This window comes from Halostagnicola bangensis (assembly GCF_054653435.1).
In genome coordinates, this window is sequence record NZ_BAAIGG010000002.1 from 82,332 (window position 1) to 100,208 (window position 17,877).

Here is a 17,877-nt window from a genome sequence, read left to right on the forward strand (position 1 = left end):
CAGGAAACGGACCGAACCCGCAGACGGATCAGAGGTCGACTCTGTCTCCGATTTCGATGATCTCGAGGTCCGTTGGATATTCGAAACTGTTCGCATGGTGAAAGAGTGCCTTTGGGTCCGCGGTCAGCCCTCGCCACATGTCCCAGTGACTCGGACAGAGGGTGTCGAGTTCGAGCGCGCTTGCCGCTTCGACGATCTGGTTTTCGTCGTTGTACCAGCGGGTTCGTTTCGGCTCGCCGGTCTCCTTGTCCGGAACGTTGCCGACGGTACCGAACGCGAGGACGCCGATGTCTATCTCGTACTCGTCGCCGATCCGCTCGAACTCGTCCGACGGTTTCGTATCGCCGCCGTGGAAGAACGTCCCCGCCTCGTGCTCGATAACGTAGCTAACCGGATGGGTTGCGTCGGGATCGTTCGCCTTCTCGATGTGTACGGTAAACTCGCCGATTTCGACTGTATCGCCCTCCGTAACCTCTTCGAACTGCTCGTCGGTAACGTCCCACTCGTCGGTCCAGCCCTCCTCTCGAGTGACGGCGAGGCTGTCGTCGGGGCCGTACAGCGTGGCACCGGTGTTCTCGAGAATCGGGGCCTGGCTCGGGCCGTCGACGTGGTCCGTGTGTTCGTGCGTTGCGAGGATCGCATCGGCGTCGGTGATATCTGCCGGATCGAAGGGGATCGGAATCATCCGAACGGTCCGCGGTGGGTCTCCGATTCCCACGTAGGGATCGATAAACACCGTCGTCCCGTCGCTCCCTTTCAGTGCGAATCCGTTACAGCCGAAGTACCAGATAGCGACGCCATCCGGGTCAGCATCCTCGATCGAACGAACAAGCCACTCGTCCCAGTCGCTCGTTGTCATACGTGTGTTTGTTCGGAGTGAGTGCGTAAGTGTTGTCGTTTCGGCTTCAGTTCGCGATAGCTGGAGTCAGACCGTTTTCGACGGAACGCTTCGAGAAGAGTCGGTCCAGTGGTTGAATTCTCACTAGGCCGAGGCCGAAAGGTCAACGATCATTGCTGCCTCGTCGTCTCGGTCTTCTGGCGTTCGGGACCGAACCAGGTTCGCCTCAGGGTCGTACTCGATCAGCCCGGCGTCGGCGAGCAGCGGCAGATCCGTGTGGGTGATGAGTCCCTGAATGCGCTTCCAGTCCCCGGTCGAAACCGGTCGGTTTTGGTCGTCTCGAAGTCGCTGGCTGAGCTCGACCGAAACTGACTCGACCGTTATAGCGTGGGATTTTTCTGCAAGACTTTCGAGAACGTATCGACGACGCGGATCGGCTACCGCATCGAACAGCGCATCCATTTCTTCGGCGTTTTTCTCCGAAAACTCACAGATGTCTTGAATATCTGCCTCGAGATCGGCGGGGTCGACGGTTGCCGTCGCGCGCCTGGTCTCGGTATCGTAGGCGATCAATCCCGCATCCGAAAGAATCGGGAGATGACGATGGTGCAAATCGACCAGAAGAGACTCGGTAGACCCGGTTTGTAGCTCTTCGTCGCTACTCTCGAGTCGTTCCGCGAGGTCCGACGCCGCGACCGTCGACGTTGGCGAGTCGAACAACAGGGTAACGAGACGCCGCCGAACAGGGCTAGCAATCGCGTTAAGCACGGCATCGAGTTGTTTCTCGTCGCCAGTTGCATGTTTACTCGTCGGACCGTACGCATAGTTCGTCATTACTGCTTCTGGGGACGCCATCTCATTAAGCACGTTCCCAAACTCTGTAGGACTGTTCGAATGAACAGTCGCTCCGCTAGCACTGTTCGCTCGTTGCAACGGATCCAGCATAATCGCACAAATCGTAAAAAATGGCCGCTCCGTGTCGTATTTCGGACTGCAATTTTCCAGGGGTTGTCTAGGATCGGCTCACTCTCCCTTCCCTAATCCCAGCGCGAACGATCCAAGTCCGGTGATCACGAGAACGAAATCCAGTATACCACCGAGCACCGGGACTGCAGAGACGAGAGAAACGAGCAGTGCTCCAACGACCAATCCTTGCCAATACCGTGACCCGCCGACGAGCGAGGTTCCAACCGCAACCGTTGCCAAAACGCTGCCGAGCAAGAGGGCGATCACGAAAACGATCATGCCGGGAATAAGGACCAACACACCGACGATCGTGATGATGAGAACGACTGCGCTTCCGATAGCGATGACGAGTGCCAGCAGTCCGTACAGGAACGATTCACCGGGCAGGGAGCGCATACGGTCGACGTTTCGCTTCGACGATTCCGGTGTAATTGCGAGAACGAGCGTCCCGATGAGCAACGTTATCACGAACTGACCGACGATTTCGCCGAGGATCGAAACCGTGGGAGGAGTCGGTGATTGAGGTCCAGGGCTCACCTGTGTGATGGAACCGAGCAATGAACCCAGCTCGACACTCACTGGGACCGCGATGGGGGATATGCCTCTATCGAGAGTTGAAGCTCATAACTGTTTTATGAGTGACAGATTACTGAAACTGCCTTACCAGGTACCGTGGAAGGTATCGAACTCGAGGCTATCGAGCGGTTCGTGGCCGACGGCGATTTCGTACTCGCCGGGGGTGAGCATCGGCTTGTGGAACTGCGGGCCGTCGTCGGTCGTGATCCGCGGACAGCCGGTGTTGACGAACGCGTCCATGTCGAAGTTCCGAAGCCGGTCTGGCGTGACTTCGTCCATCGTGATGAGGTAGGCGTTGTCGTTTTCGTCGAGAATGTCCTGGGCTTGCTCCCAGCGACCCTGGCCGATTTTGGTACAGAAGATGACGCCCCACTTTTCGGCGTCCATCGCGCGGTGGATCGCGCCGTAGCGCTGTTTCATGAACTTTTCAGTATCCGCAACGGTGACGACGTTGTTGACCGGGTCGGCGATGACGACGTGTTTGTCGGGGTGTTCCATCGCGAGGCCCAGTGGATGGAACTTGCCGCCGCCGACGTAGAGTATCTGATTCGCCGGCACGTCGGCGCTCGCGTAGTTACAGCCGAGCACCTGCCCTTCGTGGGTCAACCGTTCGTCGCCGCGACGACTGTCGACGTCGTACCCGTGTTCCTCGAGGAATTCCCGCATCTCTTCGTAGAGGTTCATGTGCTGGGCCGTCGTCACGAGGCCGACGTCGGGGTCGTCTTCGGGATCCTCGAGCGTTTCGAGAGCCTCTTCCATGATCGGCGTAACGTCGACGTTCGAGAACAGGGGGACGTAGATCACCTTGTCCGTGTCCTTCATCGGCGAGTGGCCGAAGTGGACGAAGACGTCGGTGCGTTTCATCAGGTACGTATCGAGGTCGCAGGCTCCGTAACAGGGCTGGCCTGAGAGCATGATCGTCACGTCCTCGCCAACGCGTTCTCGAAGGTCGTCGGCGACCTTCGGCCCGCGGCGCTTGAGGCCTTCTGGGAACTGAAGTCCGACTTTGGTGGCGTCGCGTTCGTTAATCTCGTCGACGATCCGCTCGAGTTCGTAGTCCCACTCTCGATCGTGCTTGAGGCTCATCCCGGTGTTTCGGAGGTCTCCCTCGCTGTACTCCGACTGCTGGCTCATTACAATTTCATTCGTGGGCGCACGTAAAACGGCGGCGCTTTCCGTCCCAATCACGAAATCGGTCCTTTCGGCCCTCGTCATGGAGGGATAATTTTCCAACCAAGTTTGGCGACACTGTGAGGGTACTGTTGGGTATCGTCACGTTCTCGTGGTCCGAAAAGTCATGGTACTGCAGTCTAAATGGGGTGTCAATGGTAGCACGAGGCGATTCGGACGGATACCTATTCGACCTCTACCGCCAATACATTGGCGAGCCGTCGGGTCGAAACGACATCTATGTTGGATTTGGCCTGTTCTTCGGTGGTATCGGACTCGCGGTTACAGCGTTGGTGCTTTTTATCTGGGGGAGCACCCACGAACCCCGGTCGACGACGTATGTAATGTGGACGGAACCGGCCTACGGGTTCGGGATGCTGTCGCTTCCGGCGATGATGCTCGGCATAGTCGTTTTGTTACCCTCGAACCGACGGATGTTGTATACGTCCGTAGCGGGTGCAACGGTGACATTCGTTGCCGTCATGGGATTCTTCTATGCGTATCCCCTGGACTGGAACGGCCACGGACAGGATTACACGGTGGAAGTCGTCGCAGTGTACGCGGTCGGCGTCGCGGGACTCATCGCGTCGACAGGCGGCGCACTGATCGCTCACTATCTCGAGCTCGCACAATCGGCTGGAGTCGGGGGCGGGAGTTCGCTCGAGGAAGAAGAGGTGGACGAGTCCTATACCGATGCGGAGATTCAACAGGATATCGACGCCGCAATGGAAGACGTCGAACTCTCCTGGGGCGGCGTCGAAAAGGGCGACAATACGAGCCTGAGTTTTAGCGGTCACGAGTTCGACAACGTCGAGATTGACAACACCGCGACGACGACCCGATCGTCCGGCGTCGATTCGCAGGTGGCGGGGCTCAAGGGGCTCAAAGGCGGCGAAACGAAGACGACGACCTCGAGTTCGTCCGTCGAGGACCAGACGGCGAAACTCAAAGAACTCAGGGAACAAAAGCGGGCCGAAGAAATGGCAACGGACGACTCAAGCCGTGCCCTCGAGACCGTGACAAAACCGTTCGGTTCAGTTGCCGAACGGTTGCGCGAACTCTTAGGTCGAAATTAATTCCGTTGCAACGGTACAACTGTCAGTTATCGTTACCGTGTTCGAGATAAAAATAATCCACATAGATTTATAAGTTGTCGGTGGCCTTCCCAAACTATGGCCAAAGGCCTAGACGTTGGGACAATGAACATCCTGTCTGCCCAACAGGATGGCGACGACACGGTATTCGTACAGCAACGCAACTCCTTCGTAGAAATAGAGTACTCGGATATGGCCGAGCAGATGCTCTCCCGAAGCGAAGTCCTCCACATCCGAAAGGACGACAAAGTGTACGTCGTTGGCGACGACGCGCTGAACTTCGCGAACATCTTTAACAAGGAAACGCGGCGACCGATGAAACACGGGATCCTCTCGAACGACGAGAAGTCCGCCATCCCGATGATGAAACTCATCATCGAACAGGTCGTCGGCGAACCGACGTATCCGGACGAGAAGCTCTACTTCTCGACCCCAGCAGATCCGATCGACGACGATCTCTCGACGCTTTACCATCAGAAGACGATCGAGTCGTTCCTGAACGATATGGGATACGACGCCGAGCCGATCAACGAGGGGATGTCCGTCATCTACTCCGAACTCGCGGACAACAACTTCACCGGTCTCGGTATCTCCTTCGGTGCAGGGATGACGAACGTCTGTCTGGCGTACTACGCGGTCCCTGTCATGAAATTCTCCGTCGCCCGCGGTGGCGACTGGGTCGACGAACAGGCCGCTCGAGCGACCGGCACGCCGGTCGACAAGGTTACATCGATCAAAGAAGACGACTTCGAACTCGACTTCACGACGGACATCGGCGGCGTCGAAGGTGCCCTCTCGATTTACTACGAGAACCTTCTCGATTACGTCATCGAGAACATCGTCAGCGAGGTCGACGAGGAGGACGTCGAGGAAGGACTCGACGTCCCCGTCGTCGTCACCGGCGGGACTTCGAGCCCGAGCGGGTTCGAGGACCTGTTCCGTGACCACCTCGAGGACGCGAACATTCCGTTCTCGATCAGTGGCGTTACGCACGCGAACGAACCGCTCTACAGCGTCGCACGTGGTGGCCTCGTCGCCGCCCGTTCGGACGAAGACGTTGACCACGACCGCGACGACGAAGAAGTAGAAGCGGCCACGGCGAACGAATAGAACGACTCGAGCCGTCGGATTTCGCTATTCCGCCGTTATTCTGGCACTATTCAGACACTGTTTTTCGTAGTGAGATAGCTATTCTTTGTCGGTGCCCTCAGTCGCGTCGTAGAACCGATTGAACGCGTCCCGCCACGATTCGAGTTCGGAAAACTCCCGTTCGTGCTCGACCGGGACATCGGCGTACCCACAATGGCTGCACGTCACCGTCGTCACGTCGGCGAGCGAAAGCCGCTCGAGCGGGGACGAACATCGTGGACACTTCTCCATACAGGTTCCTGTTACGGCACGTTCTTAACTTTATCTCAGACTCGCTTGAGCGAGTACCGATTCGCCGCTGAATCTGACTACTTATTTGTCTCGGTTCGAGCTACTCCGGGAGTGTCTCAAACGGAATGGGATATAACTACTAGACATTTACAAAACCTTTTGTATGCGGCTTACGTATCCCCGTGCAATGAGTACGTCATCGAACCCCACCATCGATCAAACGATCGAGCGGTGTCAACCCGAAGACATCACCCCGGTTCGGCTCGAGGCAAAGACCGTCGAATCGACATCGCCCAGTTACCTTCGCGAACTCAAATACGAACTGCAAGAAAACGGCCTCTTTCCCACTGGACTGACGATCGAGGCCTCGTTCGACGAAGATTGTTCGCTCGTCACCCAACAGGAAGCCGACCGAATTCGACAGTATGTTCGCGCCGGTTCGTTCCTCGGCGTCGGCTCGGTCCACGTTTCCGTCGACGACGTGGCAAATCCCGAAAAGGTTCGACCCGCACTCGACGCTTGCTTCGAGCGAGCACGACGGGACGGAATCGCACTCGAGATCGATTCGTCGGTTCCGCTCGAGCGGTGAGCGTTCCCTCGAGGCGAACGCTCGCGCGTCGGTTAGAGGGCGTTGCGGATTTTCGGGAGCCATCTGCTGACTTAGAGCAGTATCTCACGCCGGCCGAAGTCGCGGCCCATATCTGCCATTTCGCTTCGTTGCAGGGAGATTTAGCCGACGAAACCGTCGTCGATCTGGGAACCGGAACCGGGATGCTCGCGATCGGTGCTGGTCTCTGCGATGCCGACCGCGTTGTGGGGATCGATACCGATCCCGACGCGCTCGCTCTCGCTCGTCGAAACGAGCAGTCTGTACTCACCGGCCATTCCGTCGACGGTGTTTCGAGCGAGGAATCAATGGTTCGCACTCCTCTCGAGTGGGTCCGCGGTGACGTCACCCGCCCGCCGTTGTCAGTTACTGACGCGACGGTGCTCTCGAACCCACCGTTCGGTGCTCAGCGAGGGAATCGCCACGCCGACCGCGACTTTCTCGAGACGACCCGCTCGATTGCAAAGACGTCGTACACGATCCACAACGAGGGCAGTCAGGAGTTCGTCGAATCCTACGCGAGCGACGCCGGTGGAACCGTTACCCACGCGTTCCGCGCGACATTTTCACTCGACAATCGACTCGCGTTTCACACCGACGACTCTCGGGAACTCGAGGCGGAAGTGTTCCGAATCGAATGGGACTTGGGCGCTCAGCAGTAACGCTCGACGACGCCGAAGCGGTGTCGTTAGTTGATTTCGTTGTACTCCTCTTTTTCTGCGACTTGAACGATCGTTCCGTCGGCAATCGCGTAGATTCCGCCATCTTCGAGGACGAATTCGATGCCGTCGGCCTGGGTAGTCTCGCTATCATCGGGAACCGCAACGGCTGTCGATTTGACGGTCTCACCGTCGTCGTTGGTCAGTTCGACCTCGAGGACGAACTCCTCGTTCTCGGTCCCGATCGTGACTGTCCGATCGTCGATCTGAACGTCTGCCATCGACTCATCGGCGGTAAACGCCAGTTGTTTCTCCGCATCCGATTCGGAAAGCCAGATCTGGTAGACCGGGTCGTTACCCGTTGGCACCCAGCCGGTCCGTTCGACGTGGACCGTTTCTCGCCAACCGGGGCCGCCGACCGAAACCGTTTCTTCGCCACTGAACTCGAGTTGATGGGCCGTCACGGTCTCTTGCCAGATGTGGCGTTCCTCGCTCGAGACGATGACGCCGTTCGATTCGACCGTTGTATCCTGTCCGAACGCGCCGATGTCGATGACGCCGACGAGTTCGTTTTCTTCGCCTTCGACGTACTCGATCGTGTAGTCCTCGACGGTGATCGAGTTGTCCGCAGTCTCGGTCTCTCCCGAAATGACGAAGAGATTCACTGGAAGCGCGGGTCCTGAAATGGCCGCAACAACGAGGATGATAACGAGGAACGCGGCCTGTCGTCCACTGAGCGCCGAAAACGCGCCCGAATCACGCGGGTAGCTTCCGCGATTGATAGCGTCGACCCGTTCGAGATTGTCTCTCGTCTTGTCTCGACTCGAGGCGCCGATCTCGAGGATACGATCGATCGTGGCATTCGTACGAATCTCGCGGCTGGCAGTCGACGAGCGAGTGAATCCCTCTCGAACTCTTGTGGGAACGAGTGGCCGTTCCGAGGCGGTGACTGCCAGCGTAACGACGAGTGCGAGCGCGGTGACGATCGCAATGCCAGGTCCCTGGAATAGATAGTAGATGTTCTGATCGCCGAACCAGTAAATCTGCCACAGTCCCTGTGCGAACCCGAAGATGAGAATCGCGATCCACAATCGAAGTGCGTTCGGCCGATAGTTCCGACGATGGAGGAGTATCGCACCGAGGATAAAGCCGATGAAAAACCCGAGCGCGTGGCCCTGAATGGCGACGTTCGCCCACGACGGAGCCATCGCAGGGCTCGGTTCCGCGATATACACGCCGACCGGAGTCAATAGCGCTCGATACGTCGTCAACAGGATGGTTTGGCCGCCGAGTATCGCCACGATCGTGTGAATTGGGTATCGAACGATCGCAAAGCCAGCAAACGCGAAGACGATGCCGGAGAAGCCGATCACCGGACCGAGCGCAAACAGGCTCGTGACGAGTCCGATCGCGACGACTGCCAGCGGAAAGATGACGAACGCCCGAATCCGTGGATTCGTCCACATCGACGCCATCGAGCGCTCTTCACGCCAGTTCGGATGCTTATTTCGATCGTTTGAGTACTCGTCTCGTCCGTTCGGGTAGTGACCCCACGCGTACTCAGCGATCGGTGCGACGACGAGCGCTCCGAAGAAGTTACTCAGAAGGTGCCCCGAACTCGCGTGGGTAAACGATGCAGAGGCCATTCCGAGCGGGTAGTAGTACGACCACGCTCGATAGGGGATCGACACCGGATCGCTGAAATCGGAGATTCCGTCCTGTACGAAGAGATACACGGCGAGGACGAACGCGAGAACGATGACGGTTCCCCACGGAACGCCGAGAACGAATCGGGAACGAAGTACGTCTCGCCATCGCCGTTCGGGTTCGTGCACCCACCTGATGGCCACAATCGATACGATGATCGTCGCTGCGAGGATGAGTCCCAGCACGACCCCGATCGGATCCATATCCCTCCCGTTCGAGCGAAGCTGTATAGGGGTTTATCTTCGCGCGCTCGTCGAACAGCAGGTACCCCAAACTGGACGAACGGCGTCTTCGAAAGGTACAAGCACGTGACGCTCGGATGAAATCGTATGGAATTGCGGGTCACCGAACGCACGGAGACCGAGCTTTCGATCGAGATCGGTGGAGAGGATCACACGTTCATGAACGTGCTCAAAGGCACACTCCTCGAGCACGAGGACATCGCCGCGGCAACCTACGACGTGAACCCGGAACAGTCGGGTGGACAGACCGAACCCATCCTGACGATCAAGACTGAACCGGGTACCGACCCGATCGACGCGCTCGAGGAGGGTGCAGGAAACATTCGCGATAAGACGACGGCGTTCCGCAACGCGTTCGAAGCGGCAGTCTAATTCTGGTTCGATGATGTGCGGTCGATCCCACTATCGTTGAGAGCCGTAGTGCTCGAGAACCGAGACGATACAGGTTGGGAGACGACGGTTGAGCACGACGCATCGTAATCACAACGTGATATCCGTCTCAGCACGCGGTGTACAGGACGAGTATCGATCCGTCGGGTCCGACGTGGATATCGATTCCTTCCGCGTCGAACTCCGGCCGTTCGATGTCCTGTGTCTCCATCCTCTCGAGTAGTTCGTCCGCAACGTCGTCCGCGAGTTCGCTTTCGGTTTCGTACTCTTCAATCGAGGAGTCGGCCAGAAGCTGGTAGCCCCGTGGCTCCTGTTCGCAGGTGAGATCGAACTCCGCTGGATTCGCGCGTTCGCCGCCGTCATCGTCAGTGTATGCATCGACAACGAGGCGTTGGTTTTCGGCGGTCGCGAACTCCTCGAGACCGTCATCGTACGCGAGCGGTTCGTCGAGTTCACCCCCGCCGTCGGTTTCCGCTTCGCCGGTCGCCTCCTGTTCGGCAGTGAGTCTTTCGTGGACTAACAGCGCCGTTTCCTCGAGGTCGATCCCCTCCGCTTCGGTATCCTCGCCGGGAAGATCAGTCCCGACTCCCGGTAGAACCGATAACGGGACGATGCCGGTCGCGAATAAGGCGACGACGAGCGCGATCACGACGATGACCGGCGAGTACGGTTTCGCAACCTCGAGCCACCCGGGCACCTCGAGATCGTTGTCGACGTCCTCGAAGGTCTGTCTGGTTTTCTCGAGGGTGTGGTTTCCACAGCGGGCACAGGGTGGCGAGTTCCGCATGTGCTCTCGCCCGCAGTTCGTACAGGTCCAGACATAGGTCGGCGCCGTGTCGACCGTGCCGTCGTCCGCCTCGGCGTCCTCGCCTCGATTGAACGAATTGTAGCCGCAGCTATCACATGGGGGATCGTTCGACTCGTGTGGTTCATCGCACCACGCACACCGCCACGTCACTGTTAATAGCGGTCGACCGCGCGTGCATAAGGATATTGAATCGCATTCCGTCCTCGAGATTCGACTCGTGTGCGCGGACTCGAGATCGATCCGTAAACGCGGGCTCGAGAAGAGAGGTCGAACACCGAGAGGGCAAACAGGAGGTGATTGAACGCCGACGGAACGCAGTATTCGCTCACCGGCGAACTGGAACGTCTCGCTCTGCCAGGTGGTCCTTGACCTCGCTGACGGAGTACTCGTCGAAGTGGAAGATCGAGGCGGCGAGTCCGGCGTCCGCATCGGCTTCGGTGAACACTTCATCCATGTGTTCGGGGCCGCCACAGCCCGACGAGGCGATAACTGGCGTGTCGACCGCCTCGCAGACGGCCGTCGTAAGCGGAATGTCGTAGCCGTCTTTCGTCCCGTCCCGATCGATCGAGTTGACGAACAGCTCGCCCGCGCCACGAGACTCGACCTCGCGGGCCCACTCGATCACGTCGACGCCGGTTCCTTCGCGCCCGCCCTTTTTCGTACACTCGAACCAGCACGACTCCCCGTCGATTTCGACGAAATTCTCGCCGGCCTCGTCGTAGCGACGGCGCGCGTCCACGCTGATCACGATGCACTGACTGCCGAACGCCCGAGCCCCCTCGTTGACGAGTTCGGGCCGCTCGAGCGCGCCGGTGGTGATCGAGACCTTGTCGGCTCCCGCGCGAAGCGTCTCTTTGATGTCTTCGGTCGTCCGAATCCCACCGCCGACTGTCAGCGGGATGAACACCTCGTCGGCGACGCGGGAAACGACGTCGAGCATCGTTTCGCGACCCTCCGCGGAAGCGGTGATATCGAGGAAGACGAATTCGTCAGCACCGGACTCGTTGTACGCTTTGGCCATTTCGACCGGATCGCCGGTATACTTCAGATCCTCGAAGTGGACGCCGGTGTAGACGGCGGGATTTCCCTCGTCGTCGAGGTCGACGTCGATACAGGGAATGACTCGTTTCGTGAGCATACCGTCGTGTTGGGGCGACCGGCGTTTGACGGTTTCGACCACGACATGGGTTCGACACATTCGAGGCGTTCTTCGAATCGCTCTTTCCGACCAATCTCCTCACAAGTACGTAGGAGGCCTTAAGTGATCGAAACCGAAAGGGATCGGTATGGCAGACGACAGCGAACCCGCAGTGGACGGCGATTCGGGAGCCGACGTCGGTCACGATCTCGAGGCGGACCGAACGACCGCACCGATGGACGACTTCCCGCTGAGGTACGTGGGGATCGGTGCGATCGTTCTGGTCGTCGGACTGGCAATTAGTTACGCTCTTCCGCTTCTGGCAGTCTGAAGAGAAGAAATCGAACCGCGAATCAGAAAACGTACTCGTCGTCGTGGCCCATCATTCCGTCGTCTTCGAGGCCACTGCCACCTGTTTCGTCTTCGTCCATCGGTCCGCTCGTTTTGTAGGCCTTGATTCCTGTCGATAGGAGGTCTTCGACCGCTTCCTCCCGGTTGACGAACTCACCGCGCTCGACCATTTGCGCAATTTGCATCTCGAGGTGTTCTGGGATGGTGATCTCTACTTTCGGCATCTGACTCGCGTTTCGGCAAGGGGGTATTTAGATTTGACGGGGATTGTGCACACCTGGGAACGCTGGGGCGAAACGAATGATCGACAGTAACAGGATGAAATCGACTCAGTTGGTCCGAGCGTCACAGTTCGGCGGCAGAAAGATCGAAACGAGGGGATCGCCCTCGAGCAATCGGTAGCCGTCGTGGATACGAATCGTTGTTCCCGAACTACTTGTTGCCCATCATCGAATCGATGGTGTTCTTGATGGTCGAACCGGGCTGGGTGACCATCTCGAGTTGCTGGCGCATTTTTCGCTGGTTGAAGTAGCTCGCGAACGCGAGAATCGTCGGCGGCCAGAGGCCGACGAAGAGACCGCGCTGGCGGTCGCCGCGGATGAAAAAGTAGTACCACGACAGCCCGACCGACGCGGCCGATGCTAACAGTGCGGGCCCGAGTGCCTGTTCGCCGACTTCCTGTGCTTGCTCTCCGGAAACGCCTTCCGTTCCCATCTCTTGTTTTGAAGCCATGCATCAACACGGTCAACGAGATCGTACTAATTCGTGGCGAGGGTTCCGAACGGTACCACCAAATTGAACGCCTGAGAGACTGTTTCAGGTGGGTTTCGAGGGATCCGCCGTCCGTTGAATTAGACATTTATTCGCTGTTCGTCGACGGGGTCTCTGGTGGGAACGGGCGTTCAAACTAAATCGCGAACGGATCGCCGCTATCTGCCGCCGATTTCGCCCCTCTGATACTGTCGGCTATAAATCCTTCACAATTCTGTCGCCTCGGGGGCGAGAATATTCACACGGTTACAGCCGGCAGCATGACTCCACGCTGTCTCCCCGCCGACCTCGAGATTCCCGAGCGCTGTGTAACGGCTCGCTCAAGCGGTACATCTACCTGTATAGGCCCTAACGGTCGGACATGAAAGACGTCACCGACTGCTACGAGGAGTTTGGGGACGAACGGCTTCCGCCGGGACAGCGCGAAACGACCGAGTTTCCGGTCCTTTCCAAGAGCGGAACGCCGCCGTTCGACCCGGAATCCTGGCAGTTTACCGTTACGGGTGCAGTCGAGGAAGAACGCTCGTTTTCCTGGGCGGAGTTTCGGAACCTTCCCGCCGAAACTCAGCGCCAGGATTTTCACTGCGTGACCGGCTGGAGCACGTTCGATCGCGAGTTCACGGGCGTTTCGTTCCCCGAACTCGCCGATCTGGCGAACGTTCGGGACGACGCCGTCCACGTCATGTTCTCTGCGATGGACGACTACACGACGGACCTGCCTCTCGAGGAGTGCATGCGTGAAGACGTGCTGTTCACGTGGGAACTCGACGGCGAGGAGTTACCCCGAGACCACGGTGGACCACTTCGCGTCGTGACGCCGCACAAGTACGCCTACAAAGGAGCGAAATGGGTCGACGGCGTCGAGTTTTTAACCGAATCCGAACTCGGCTACTGGGAGCGCCGTGGTTACTCCGAGACGGCGAATCCGTGGCGTGAGGAACGATATAGTTAGGCTGAAGGCACGCCGGTCCCGAGGAATGGTCGATGGAGCGACCGTCGGGTGGACGGGAGGTGGCAGGAACGCTCGCACGAGACGTCCCCGAGTATCACAGTTGCAGTTGCGAACTCGAGGGCGTCTCCTTCGGGGCCGTAGTCGACAGCAACGACGAGCCACGCATCCAGTGGGCGACCCCCGACGGACTCGAAATCGCTGGGACCGGCGTTGCGACGCGATTTCGGGCGAACGGACCGGGAAGATTCGACGCGCTTCGGTCCGAGGCGAGACGAACGTTCGATCGGCTCGAGTACGACGGTCCGGCAGTCGCTCGACCGCGGGCGTTCGGCGGCGTGGCGTTTCACGACGGTCACGAGCCGGACGGATCGTGGGACGGATTCGAGGCGGCTTCGTTCGTCCTTCCCGCGGTTCAGGCCACGCGAAGGGATGGCGGCGTCTGGCTCACGGCGACCGCGACGGACGAAGACGAAGCGACCGACCGCCTCGAGCGGTGGAGACAGCGCCTCGAAGAGTTGCCTTCGATGCGCCCGAGCGGTAGCGGCCCCGGTGTCGACGGGACCAGCAGGTCGACGACATCGGACGAGTGGACCGAACAGGTCGAAACCGCCCTCGAACGCATCGAACGGGACGAACTCACCAAAGTCGTCCTCGCGCAGTCGCTGACGGCGACGCTTGACGGCGATGTCGACGTTCCGGCAACCCTCGAGCGATTGCGGCGAAAGTACCCGAACTGCTATCGGTTTTTGGTCGGCCACGAAACGGGCGGGACGTTTTTCGGCGCACCGCCCGAGCGACTCGTCTCCAAACGCGGCCGGACGGTCGAAACGGAGGCGCTCGCCGGGTCGGTTCCACGGGGTGATAGCCTCGAATCCGATAGCGAATTCGCGACGACGTTACGAGAGAGCGGGAAGGTACAGCGAGAACACGGGCTCGTCGTCGAGGCGATTCGGGATCAGCTCGACCCGCTGGCTGACTCCGTGACCGTTTCCGAGCAAACGGTTCGACAACTGGCGACGATACAGCACCTCCAAACACCGATCACAGCAACGCTCGAGGAAGACTGTCACGTCCTCGAGATCGTCGAGGCGCTCCACCCGACGCCAGCAATGGGTGGCGTGCCGCCGACGAACGCGTGGGAGACGATTCAGTCAACCGAGGAGTTCGATCGCGGCTGGTACGCGGCCCCGATCGGCTGGTTCGACGGGAGCGGCGACGGCGAGTTCGCAGTCGGGATTCGGTCCGCAGTCGCCACCGATCGTTCGGTGACACTCTTTGCGGGCAACGGCATCGTCGAGGACAGCGACCCGGCCGAAGAGTGGGACGAGGTCCAGCTCAAGTTCAGGCCGATTCTCGACGAACTCCAATGACGAACGCACCGAACGAGGCGACGCTGTGGGCCCGCCTTCTCGTCGAGGAGCTGGCAGCGGGGGGACTCGAGGCGGTCTGTATCGCACCGGGAAGCCGTTCGACGCCGCTTACGGTCGCGTTCGCACAACACGCCGGTATCGAAGTCTTTTCGCACCTGGACGAACGCTCCGCGGCGTTTTTCGCGCTCGGACGGAGCCGACGGACGGGTGAGCCGACCGCGCTCGTCTGTACATCCGGCACGGCGGCCGCGAACTTTCACCCGGCCGTTATCGAAGCGAATCAGGCTCGAGTGCCGTTGCTCGCCCTCACGGCCGACCGTCCCCCGGAACTGCGCGACAGCGGCGCGAACCAGACGGTGGACCAGGTCAAGCTCTACGGCGATTCGGTTCGGTGGTACGCCGAACTCCCCGAGCCCAGAGCCCAGCGTCGACGCGTGCGTTCGCTGCGAACGACGGCGGCTCGAGCGCTCGCGAAGACGACCGGGACGCCGGCGGGACCGGTTCACCTCAACTGTCCGTTCCAGAAACCGCTCGAGCCGACCGAGGTGTCGGGGGCGGTTCCGGCGGACTTCGAGGAAACGGCGGCCGGAAGCGGTCGAGACGGGCCGTCCGTCGAGACGACGCAGGGGCGGCTCGAACCGTCAGTCGAGGACCGTCGAATCGTCGCTCGAGAACTCGAGACTGCGCGGCGGCCGCTGATCGTCGCCGGGCCGGTGGACCCCGTTGGCCACTCGAGTACCGATTCTCTGGGTGTCGACCCCGAATCAGTTCGACGGCTCGCTCGAGCGGCCGACGCGCCGGTGCTCGCGGACCCGCTTTCGGGGTGCCGATTCGGCTCTCATCTCGAGGAATCACCCGACGCCCCGCTGATTTTCGGGGGGTACGACACGTACGTTTCGGAACTGCCAGCGGCGGACGTCGTCCTCCGGTTCGGTGCGTCGCCGACATCGAAACCGCTTCGCCAGTACCTGGCCGAGAGCGCCGCTCGACAGTTTCTCGTCGACCCGGCCGCCGAGTGGCGCGAAGCCACGTTCACCGCAACCGATCTGATCGGCGCGGACCCGGCGGCGGTCGTCGACGGCGTGCTGAACGAACTCGAGGGAACTCAAGGGAGAGAAAACACTGCAAAGAGGACGGAAGACACCCCAGTAAGCTGGACTGAACGATTCGAACGGGCCGAACGGGAACACTGGCGGGTTCACGGTCGAACGATAATCGACGGTGATGGCCGAGACGGTGACAGCAATGACGAAGAGGCCGATCCCGAACCGCTCGAGGGTTCGATCCTCTCGACCGTCTTTTCCGAGGCCCCGGATCCGGCGTCGATTTTCGTGTCGAACAGTATGCCGATCCGGGACGCGGATCGATTCGGCAGGCCGCGGCCGGCGGAGTTGACGGTGCTCGCGAATCGCGGTGCGAGCGGTATCGACGGTATCACCAGCACGGCACTCGGCGTCGGCAGCGCGACGGACGACCCGCTCGTGCTGGTCACCGGCGATCTGGCGTTTTACCACGATTCGAACGGGTTGCTCGCCGTCGACCGCTGCGACGTCGACGCGACCATCGTCGTGCTCGACAACGACGGCGGCGGCATCTTCCACATGCTCCCGATCGAGGCGTTCGACCCGCCGTTTACCGGCCAGTTCAAGACGCCACACGGCCTCGAGTTCGACTCGCTGGCCGAGTTCTACGACCTCGAGTTCGAGACCGTCGACCCCGCGGCGTTTCCCGAACGATACCGAGCGTCGACCCGTCGCGAGGGAACACAGGTGTTGCACGTCGAGTTCGACGCCGAAGCGAGCCACCGGCGTAGAGAAGCGCTCGCGGACCGAGTTCGGTCCAGTCTGTAGCGTGGCAAACGAGGGGGCGGAACCGCGAGCCGAACCTATTTCACCGCCAAGGGCCCAGTTTTGGACATGGTTTCAGAACACTTCGACCCGGAGCGGTGGGAACCGATCGAGGAATTCGACTTTCGCGATCTCACCTACCACCGAGCGGTCGACTCGGGAACCGTTCGGATCGCGTTCGATCGCCCCGCAGTACGCAACGCGTTTCGACCGGGCACCGTGGACGAGCTGTACGACGCGCTCGAGCACGCCAAACGCCAGACCGATGTCGGCTGTATTCTGTTGACGGGGAACGGCCCCTCGCCCGAAGACGGCGGCTGGGCGTTCTGTTCCGGCGGCGATCAGACTGTTCGCGGTGAAGACGGCTACCAGTACGAGGACGACGAGGTGAGTGAGGCGCAACACGCCTCTGATAACGCGAGCGGGCAGAGCCCGCGAGCGCGAGCGTCTGAACAGGGCCGACTGCACATTCTCGAGGTCCAGCGACTCATCCGCACTATCCCGAAGGTCGTCGTCTGCGTGGTTCCCGGCTGGGCCGTCGGCGGCGGCCACTCGCTCCACGTCGTCTGTGACCTCACGCTCGCGAGCGAGGAACACGCGAAGTTTCTCCAGACGGATCCCGACGTGGCGAGCTACGACGCCGGCTTCGGCTCCGCGTATCTCGCGAAACAGATCGGCCAGAAGAAAGCTCGAGAAGTGTTCTTCCTCGGGAAAACCTACTCCGCCGAGGAGGCCGAAGAGATGGGGATGGTCAACGAAGTCGTTCCCCACGAGGACCTCGAGGAGACGGCCCTCGAGTGGGGCCAACGGATCAATTCGAAGAGCCCGACGGCGATGCGGATGCTCAAGTACGCGTTCAACATGACCGACGACGGCATGGTCGGCCAGCAGGTCTTCGCCGGCGAAGCGACGCGGCTCGGATACATGACCGACGAGGCAAAGGAAGGGCGGGACGCGTTTGTCGAGGGGCGAGAGCCGGACTTTTCGGAGTACCCCTGGCAGTACTAGGGT

Annotated in this window: 20 protein-coding genes; 10 read left to right on the forward strand and 10 right to left on the reverse strand. The window is 60.0% G+C overall.

The features are described 5' to 3' along the window. Positions 1-28 precede the first annotated feature (28 nt). From ACYQ14_RS01955 to dph2, 4 genes are all read right to left on the reverse strand, one after another. Positions 29-859, reverse strand: a complete 831-nt coding sequence (locus tag ACYQ14_RS01955; protein ID WP_459884291.1) for an MBL fold metallo-hydrolase — start codon at positions 857-859, stop codon at positions 29-31. Between the two features lie 123 nt (positions 860-982). After that, a complete protein-coding gene (locus ACYQ14_RS01960; RefSeq protein ID WP_459884294.1) occupies positions 983-1,672 on the reverse strand; it encodes an ArsR/SmtB family transcription factor in 690 nt (229 codons plus the stop codon). Positions 1,673-1,861: 189 nt separating this feature from the next. Beyond that, a complete protein-coding gene (locus ACYQ14_RS01965) occupies positions 1,862-2,383 on the reverse strand; it encodes a DUF8173 domain-containing protein (RefSeq protein WP_488193323.1) in 522 nt (173 codons plus the stop codon). 81 nt (positions 2,384-2,464) lie between these two features. Beyond that, a complete protein-coding gene (gene dph2 / locus ACYQ14_RS01970) occupies positions 2,465-3,514 on the reverse strand; it encodes a diphthamide biosynthesis enzyme Dph2 (RefSeq protein ID WP_459884298.1) in 1,050 nt (349 codons plus the stop codon). A 191-nt stretch (positions 3,515-3,705) separates the two neighbouring features. Here dph2 and ACYQ14_RS01975 point away from each other — a divergent pair, with 191 nt between their 5' ends. Then, a complete protein-coding gene (locus ACYQ14_RS01975; protein WP_459884300.1) occupies positions 3,706-4,626 on the forward strand; it encodes a cell division protein CdpA domain-containing protein in 921 nt (306 codons plus the stop codon). Between the two features lie 96 nt (positions 4,627-4,722). Continuing rightward, positions 4,723-5,754, forward strand: a complete 1,032-nt coding sequence (locus ACYQ14_RS01980; protein WP_283837360.1) for a disk-shape morphogenesis protein volactin — start codon at positions 4,723-4,725, stop codon at positions 5,752-5,754. A gap of 78 nt (positions 5,755-5,832) precedes the next feature. On the opposite strand, the gene ACYQ14_RS01985 is transcribed toward ACYQ14_RS01980, so the two are convergent. Next, the gene (locus ACYQ14_RS01985) at positions 5,833-6,024 is read right to left on the reverse strand and encodes a hypothetical protein (protein WP_459884302.1); all 192 of its coding nucleotides are present in this window, start codon (positions 6,022-6,024) and stop codon (positions 5,833-5,835) included. Between the two features lie 187 nt (positions 6,025-6,211). Between ACYQ14_RS01985 and ACYQ14_RS01990 the strand changes: the two genes are divergently transcribed. Both ACYQ14_RS01990 and ACYQ14_RS01995 read left to right on the forward strand, forming a co-directional pair. Further along, positions 6,212-6,613 (forward strand): DUF7961 family protein, encoded by a 402-nt coding sequence (locus ACYQ14_RS01990; protein WP_459884304.1) that lies wholly within the window; start codon positions 6,212-6,214, stop codon positions 6,611-6,613. Further along, complete coding sequence (locus ACYQ14_RS01995) at positions 6,610-7,293, forward strand: METTL5 family protein (protein WP_459884306.1); 684 nt, start codon at positions 6,610-6,612, stop codon at positions 7,291-7,293. Before ACYQ14_RS01990 ends, ACYQ14_RS01995 begins: the two co-directional genes overlap by 4 nt. A 26-nt stretch (positions 7,294-7,319) precedes the next feature. Here ACYQ14_RS01995 and ACYQ14_RS02000 read toward each other — a convergent pair whose 3' ends face one another. After that, positions 7,320-9,200 (reverse strand): rhomboid family intramembrane serine protease, encoded by a 1,881-nt coding sequence (locus ACYQ14_RS02000; RefSeq protein WP_459884308.1) that lies wholly within the window; start codon positions 9,198-9,200, stop codon positions 7,320-7,322. Positions 9,201-9,326: 126 nt separating this feature from the next. Here ACYQ14_RS02000 and ACYQ14_RS02005 point away from each other — a divergent pair, with 126 nt between their 5' ends. Beyond that, positions 9,327-9,611, forward strand: coding sequence for a DNA-directed RNA polymerase subunit L (locus tag ACYQ14_RS02005; RefSeq protein WP_459884310.1), 285 nt, complete (start codon positions 9,327-9,329; stop codon positions 9,609-9,611). A 127-nt stretch (positions 9,612-9,738) separates the two neighbouring features. Here ACYQ14_RS02005 and ACYQ14_RS02010 read toward each other — a convergent pair whose 3' ends face one another. Both ACYQ14_RS02010 and hisF read right to left on the reverse strand, forming a co-directional pair. Further along, positions 9,739-10,587: a hypothetical protein gene (locus ACYQ14_RS02010; RefSeq protein WP_459884312.1), complete on the reverse strand. Its 849-nt coding sequence runs from the start codon at positions 10,585-10,587 to the stop codon at positions 9,739-9,741. 175 nt (positions 10,588-10,762) lie between these two features. Further along, positions 10,763-11,575 (reverse strand): imidazole glycerol phosphate synthase subunit HisF, encoded by an 813-nt coding sequence (gene hisF, locus ACYQ14_RS02015; RefSeq protein ID WP_459884314.1) that lies wholly within the window; start codon positions 11,573-11,575, stop codon positions 10,763-10,765. Between the two features lie 148 nt (positions 11,576-11,723). Here hisF and ACYQ14_RS02020 point away from each other — a divergent pair, with 148 nt between their 5' ends. Next, on the forward strand, positions 11,724-11,906 hold the full coding sequence (locus ACYQ14_RS02020; RefSeq protein ID WP_459884316.1) for a DUF7550 family protein: 183 nt from the start codon (positions 11,724-11,726) through the stop codon (positions 11,904-11,906). A gap of 22 nt (positions 11,907-11,928) precedes the next feature. Here the strand turns inward: ACYQ14_RS02020 and ACYQ14_RS02025 are convergent, their stop codons facing one another. Both ACYQ14_RS02025 and ACYQ14_RS02030 read right to left on the reverse strand, forming a co-directional pair. After that, a complete protein-coding gene (locus ACYQ14_RS02025; RefSeq protein WP_459884318.1) occupies positions 11,929-12,150 on the reverse strand; it encodes a ribbon-helix-helix domain-containing protein in 222 nt (73 codons plus the stop codon). A gap of 208 nt (positions 12,151-12,358) precedes the next feature. After that, the gene (locus ACYQ14_RS02030; RefSeq protein ID WP_459884320.1) at positions 12,359-12,658 is read right to left on the reverse strand and encodes a hypothetical protein; all 300 of its coding nucleotides are present in this window, start codon (positions 12,656-12,658) and stop codon (positions 12,359-12,361) included. Between the two features lie 400 nt (positions 12,659-13,058). Between ACYQ14_RS02030 and ACYQ14_RS02035 the strand changes: the two genes are divergently transcribed. The 4 genes from ACYQ14_RS02035 (at position 13,059) to ACYQ14_RS02050 (ending at position 17,874) form a co-directional block, all read left to right on the forward strand. Beyond that, positions 13,059-13,649, forward strand: a complete 591-nt coding sequence (locus ACYQ14_RS02035) for a sulfite oxidase-like oxidoreductase (RefSeq protein WP_459884322.1) — start codon at positions 13,059-13,061, stop codon at positions 13,647-13,649. A gap of 32 nt (positions 13,650-13,681) precedes the next feature. Next, positions 13,682-15,019 (forward strand): isochorismate synthase, encoded by a 1,338-nt coding sequence (locus ACYQ14_RS02040; RefSeq protein WP_459884324.1) that lies wholly within the window; start codon positions 13,682-13,684, stop codon positions 15,017-15,019. Beyond that, positions 15,016-16,869 (forward strand): 2-succinyl-5-enolpyruvyl-6-hydroxy-3-cyclohexene-1-carboxylic-acid synthase, encoded by a 1,854-nt coding sequence (menD, locus tag ACYQ14_RS02045; protein ID WP_459884326.1) that lies wholly within the window; start codon positions 15,016-15,018, stop codon positions 16,867-16,869. Before ACYQ14_RS02040 ends, menD begins: the two co-directional genes overlap by 4 nt. Before the next feature lie 66 nt (positions 16,870-16,935). Then, entirely contained in the window at positions 16,936-17,874 is a 939-nt protein-coding gene (locus ACYQ14_RS02050) for a 1,4-dihydroxy-2-naphthoyl-CoA synthase (protein ID WP_283837380.1), read from the forward strand. The last annotated feature ends 3 nt before the right edge of the window (positions 17,875-17,877 follow it).

What these genes read in the sequence shown, in the direction of transcription:
- ACYQ14_RS01990 (WP_459884304.1), top strand. Translation starts at nt 6,212, where the DNA reads ATGAGTACGTCATCGAACCCCACCATCGATCAAACGATCGAGCGGTGT.
- ACYQ14_RS02035 (WP_459884322.1), top strand. Translation starts at nt 13,059, where the DNA reads ATGAAAGACGTCACCGACTGCTACGAGGAGTTTGGGGACGAACGGCTT.
- ACYQ14_RS02040 (WP_459884324.1), top strand. Translation starts at nt 13,682, where the DNA reads ATGGAGCGACCGTCGGGTGGACGGGAGGTGGCAGGAACGCTCGCACGA.
- ACYQ14_RS01975 (WP_459884300.1), top strand. Translation starts at nt 3,706, where the DNA reads ATGGTAGCACGAGGCGATTCGGACGGATACCTATTCGACCTCTACCGC.
- dph2 (WP_459884298.1), bottom strand. Translation starts at nt 3,514, where the DNA reads ATGAGCCAGCAGTCGGAGTACAGCGAGGGAGACCTCCGAAACACCGGG.
- ACYQ14_RS01985 (WP_459884302.1), bottom strand. Translation starts at nt 6,024, where the DNA reads ATGGAGAAGTGTCCACGATGTTCGTCCCCGCTCGAGCGGCTTTCGCTC.
- ACYQ14_RS01955 (WP_459884291.1), bottom strand. Translation starts at nt 859, where the DNA reads ATGACAACGAGCGACTGGGACGAGTGGCTTGTTCGTTCGATCGAGGAT.
- hisF (WP_459884314.1), bottom strand. Translation starts at nt 11,575, where the DNA reads ATGCTCACGAAACGAGTCATTCCCTGTATCGACGTCGACCTCGACGAC.
- ACYQ14_RS01980 (WP_283837360.1), top strand. Translation starts at nt 4,723, where the DNA reads ATGGCCAAAGGCCTAGACGTTGGGACAATGAACATCCTGTCTGCCCAA.
- ACYQ14_RS02025 (WP_459884318.1), bottom strand. Translation starts at nt 12,150, where the DNA reads ATGCCGAAAGTAGAGATCACCATCCCAGAACACCTCGAGATGCAAATT.
- ACYQ14_RS01960 (WP_459884294.1), bottom strand. Translation starts at nt 1,672, where the DNA reads ATGACGAACTATGCGTACGGTCCGACGAGTAAACATGCAACTGGCGAC.
- ACYQ14_RS02000 (WP_459884308.1), bottom strand. Translation starts at nt 9,200, where the DNA reads ATGGATCCGATCGGGGTCGTGCTGGGACTCATCCTCGCAGCGACGATC.
- ACYQ14_RS02030 (WP_459884320.1), bottom strand. Translation starts at nt 12,658, where the DNA reads ATGGCTTCAAAACAAGAGATGGGAACGGAAGGCGTTTCCGGAGAGCAA.
- ACYQ14_RS02020 (WP_459884316.1), top strand. Translation starts at nt 11,724, where the DNA reads ATGGCAGACGACAGCGAACCCGCAGTGGACGGCGATTCGGGAGCCGAC.
- ACYQ14_RS02005 (WP_459884310.1), top strand. Translation starts at nt 9,327, where the DNA reads ATGGAATTGCGGGTCACCGAACGCACGGAGACCGAGCTTTCGATCGAG.
- menD (WP_459884326.1), top strand. Translation starts at nt 15,016, where the DNA reads ATGACGAACGCACCGAACGAGGCGACGCTGTGGGCCCGCCTTCTCGTC.
- ACYQ14_RS02050 (WP_283837380.1), top strand. Translation starts at nt 16,936, where the DNA reads ATGGTTTCAGAACACTTCGACCCGGAGCGGTGGGAACCGATCGAGGAA.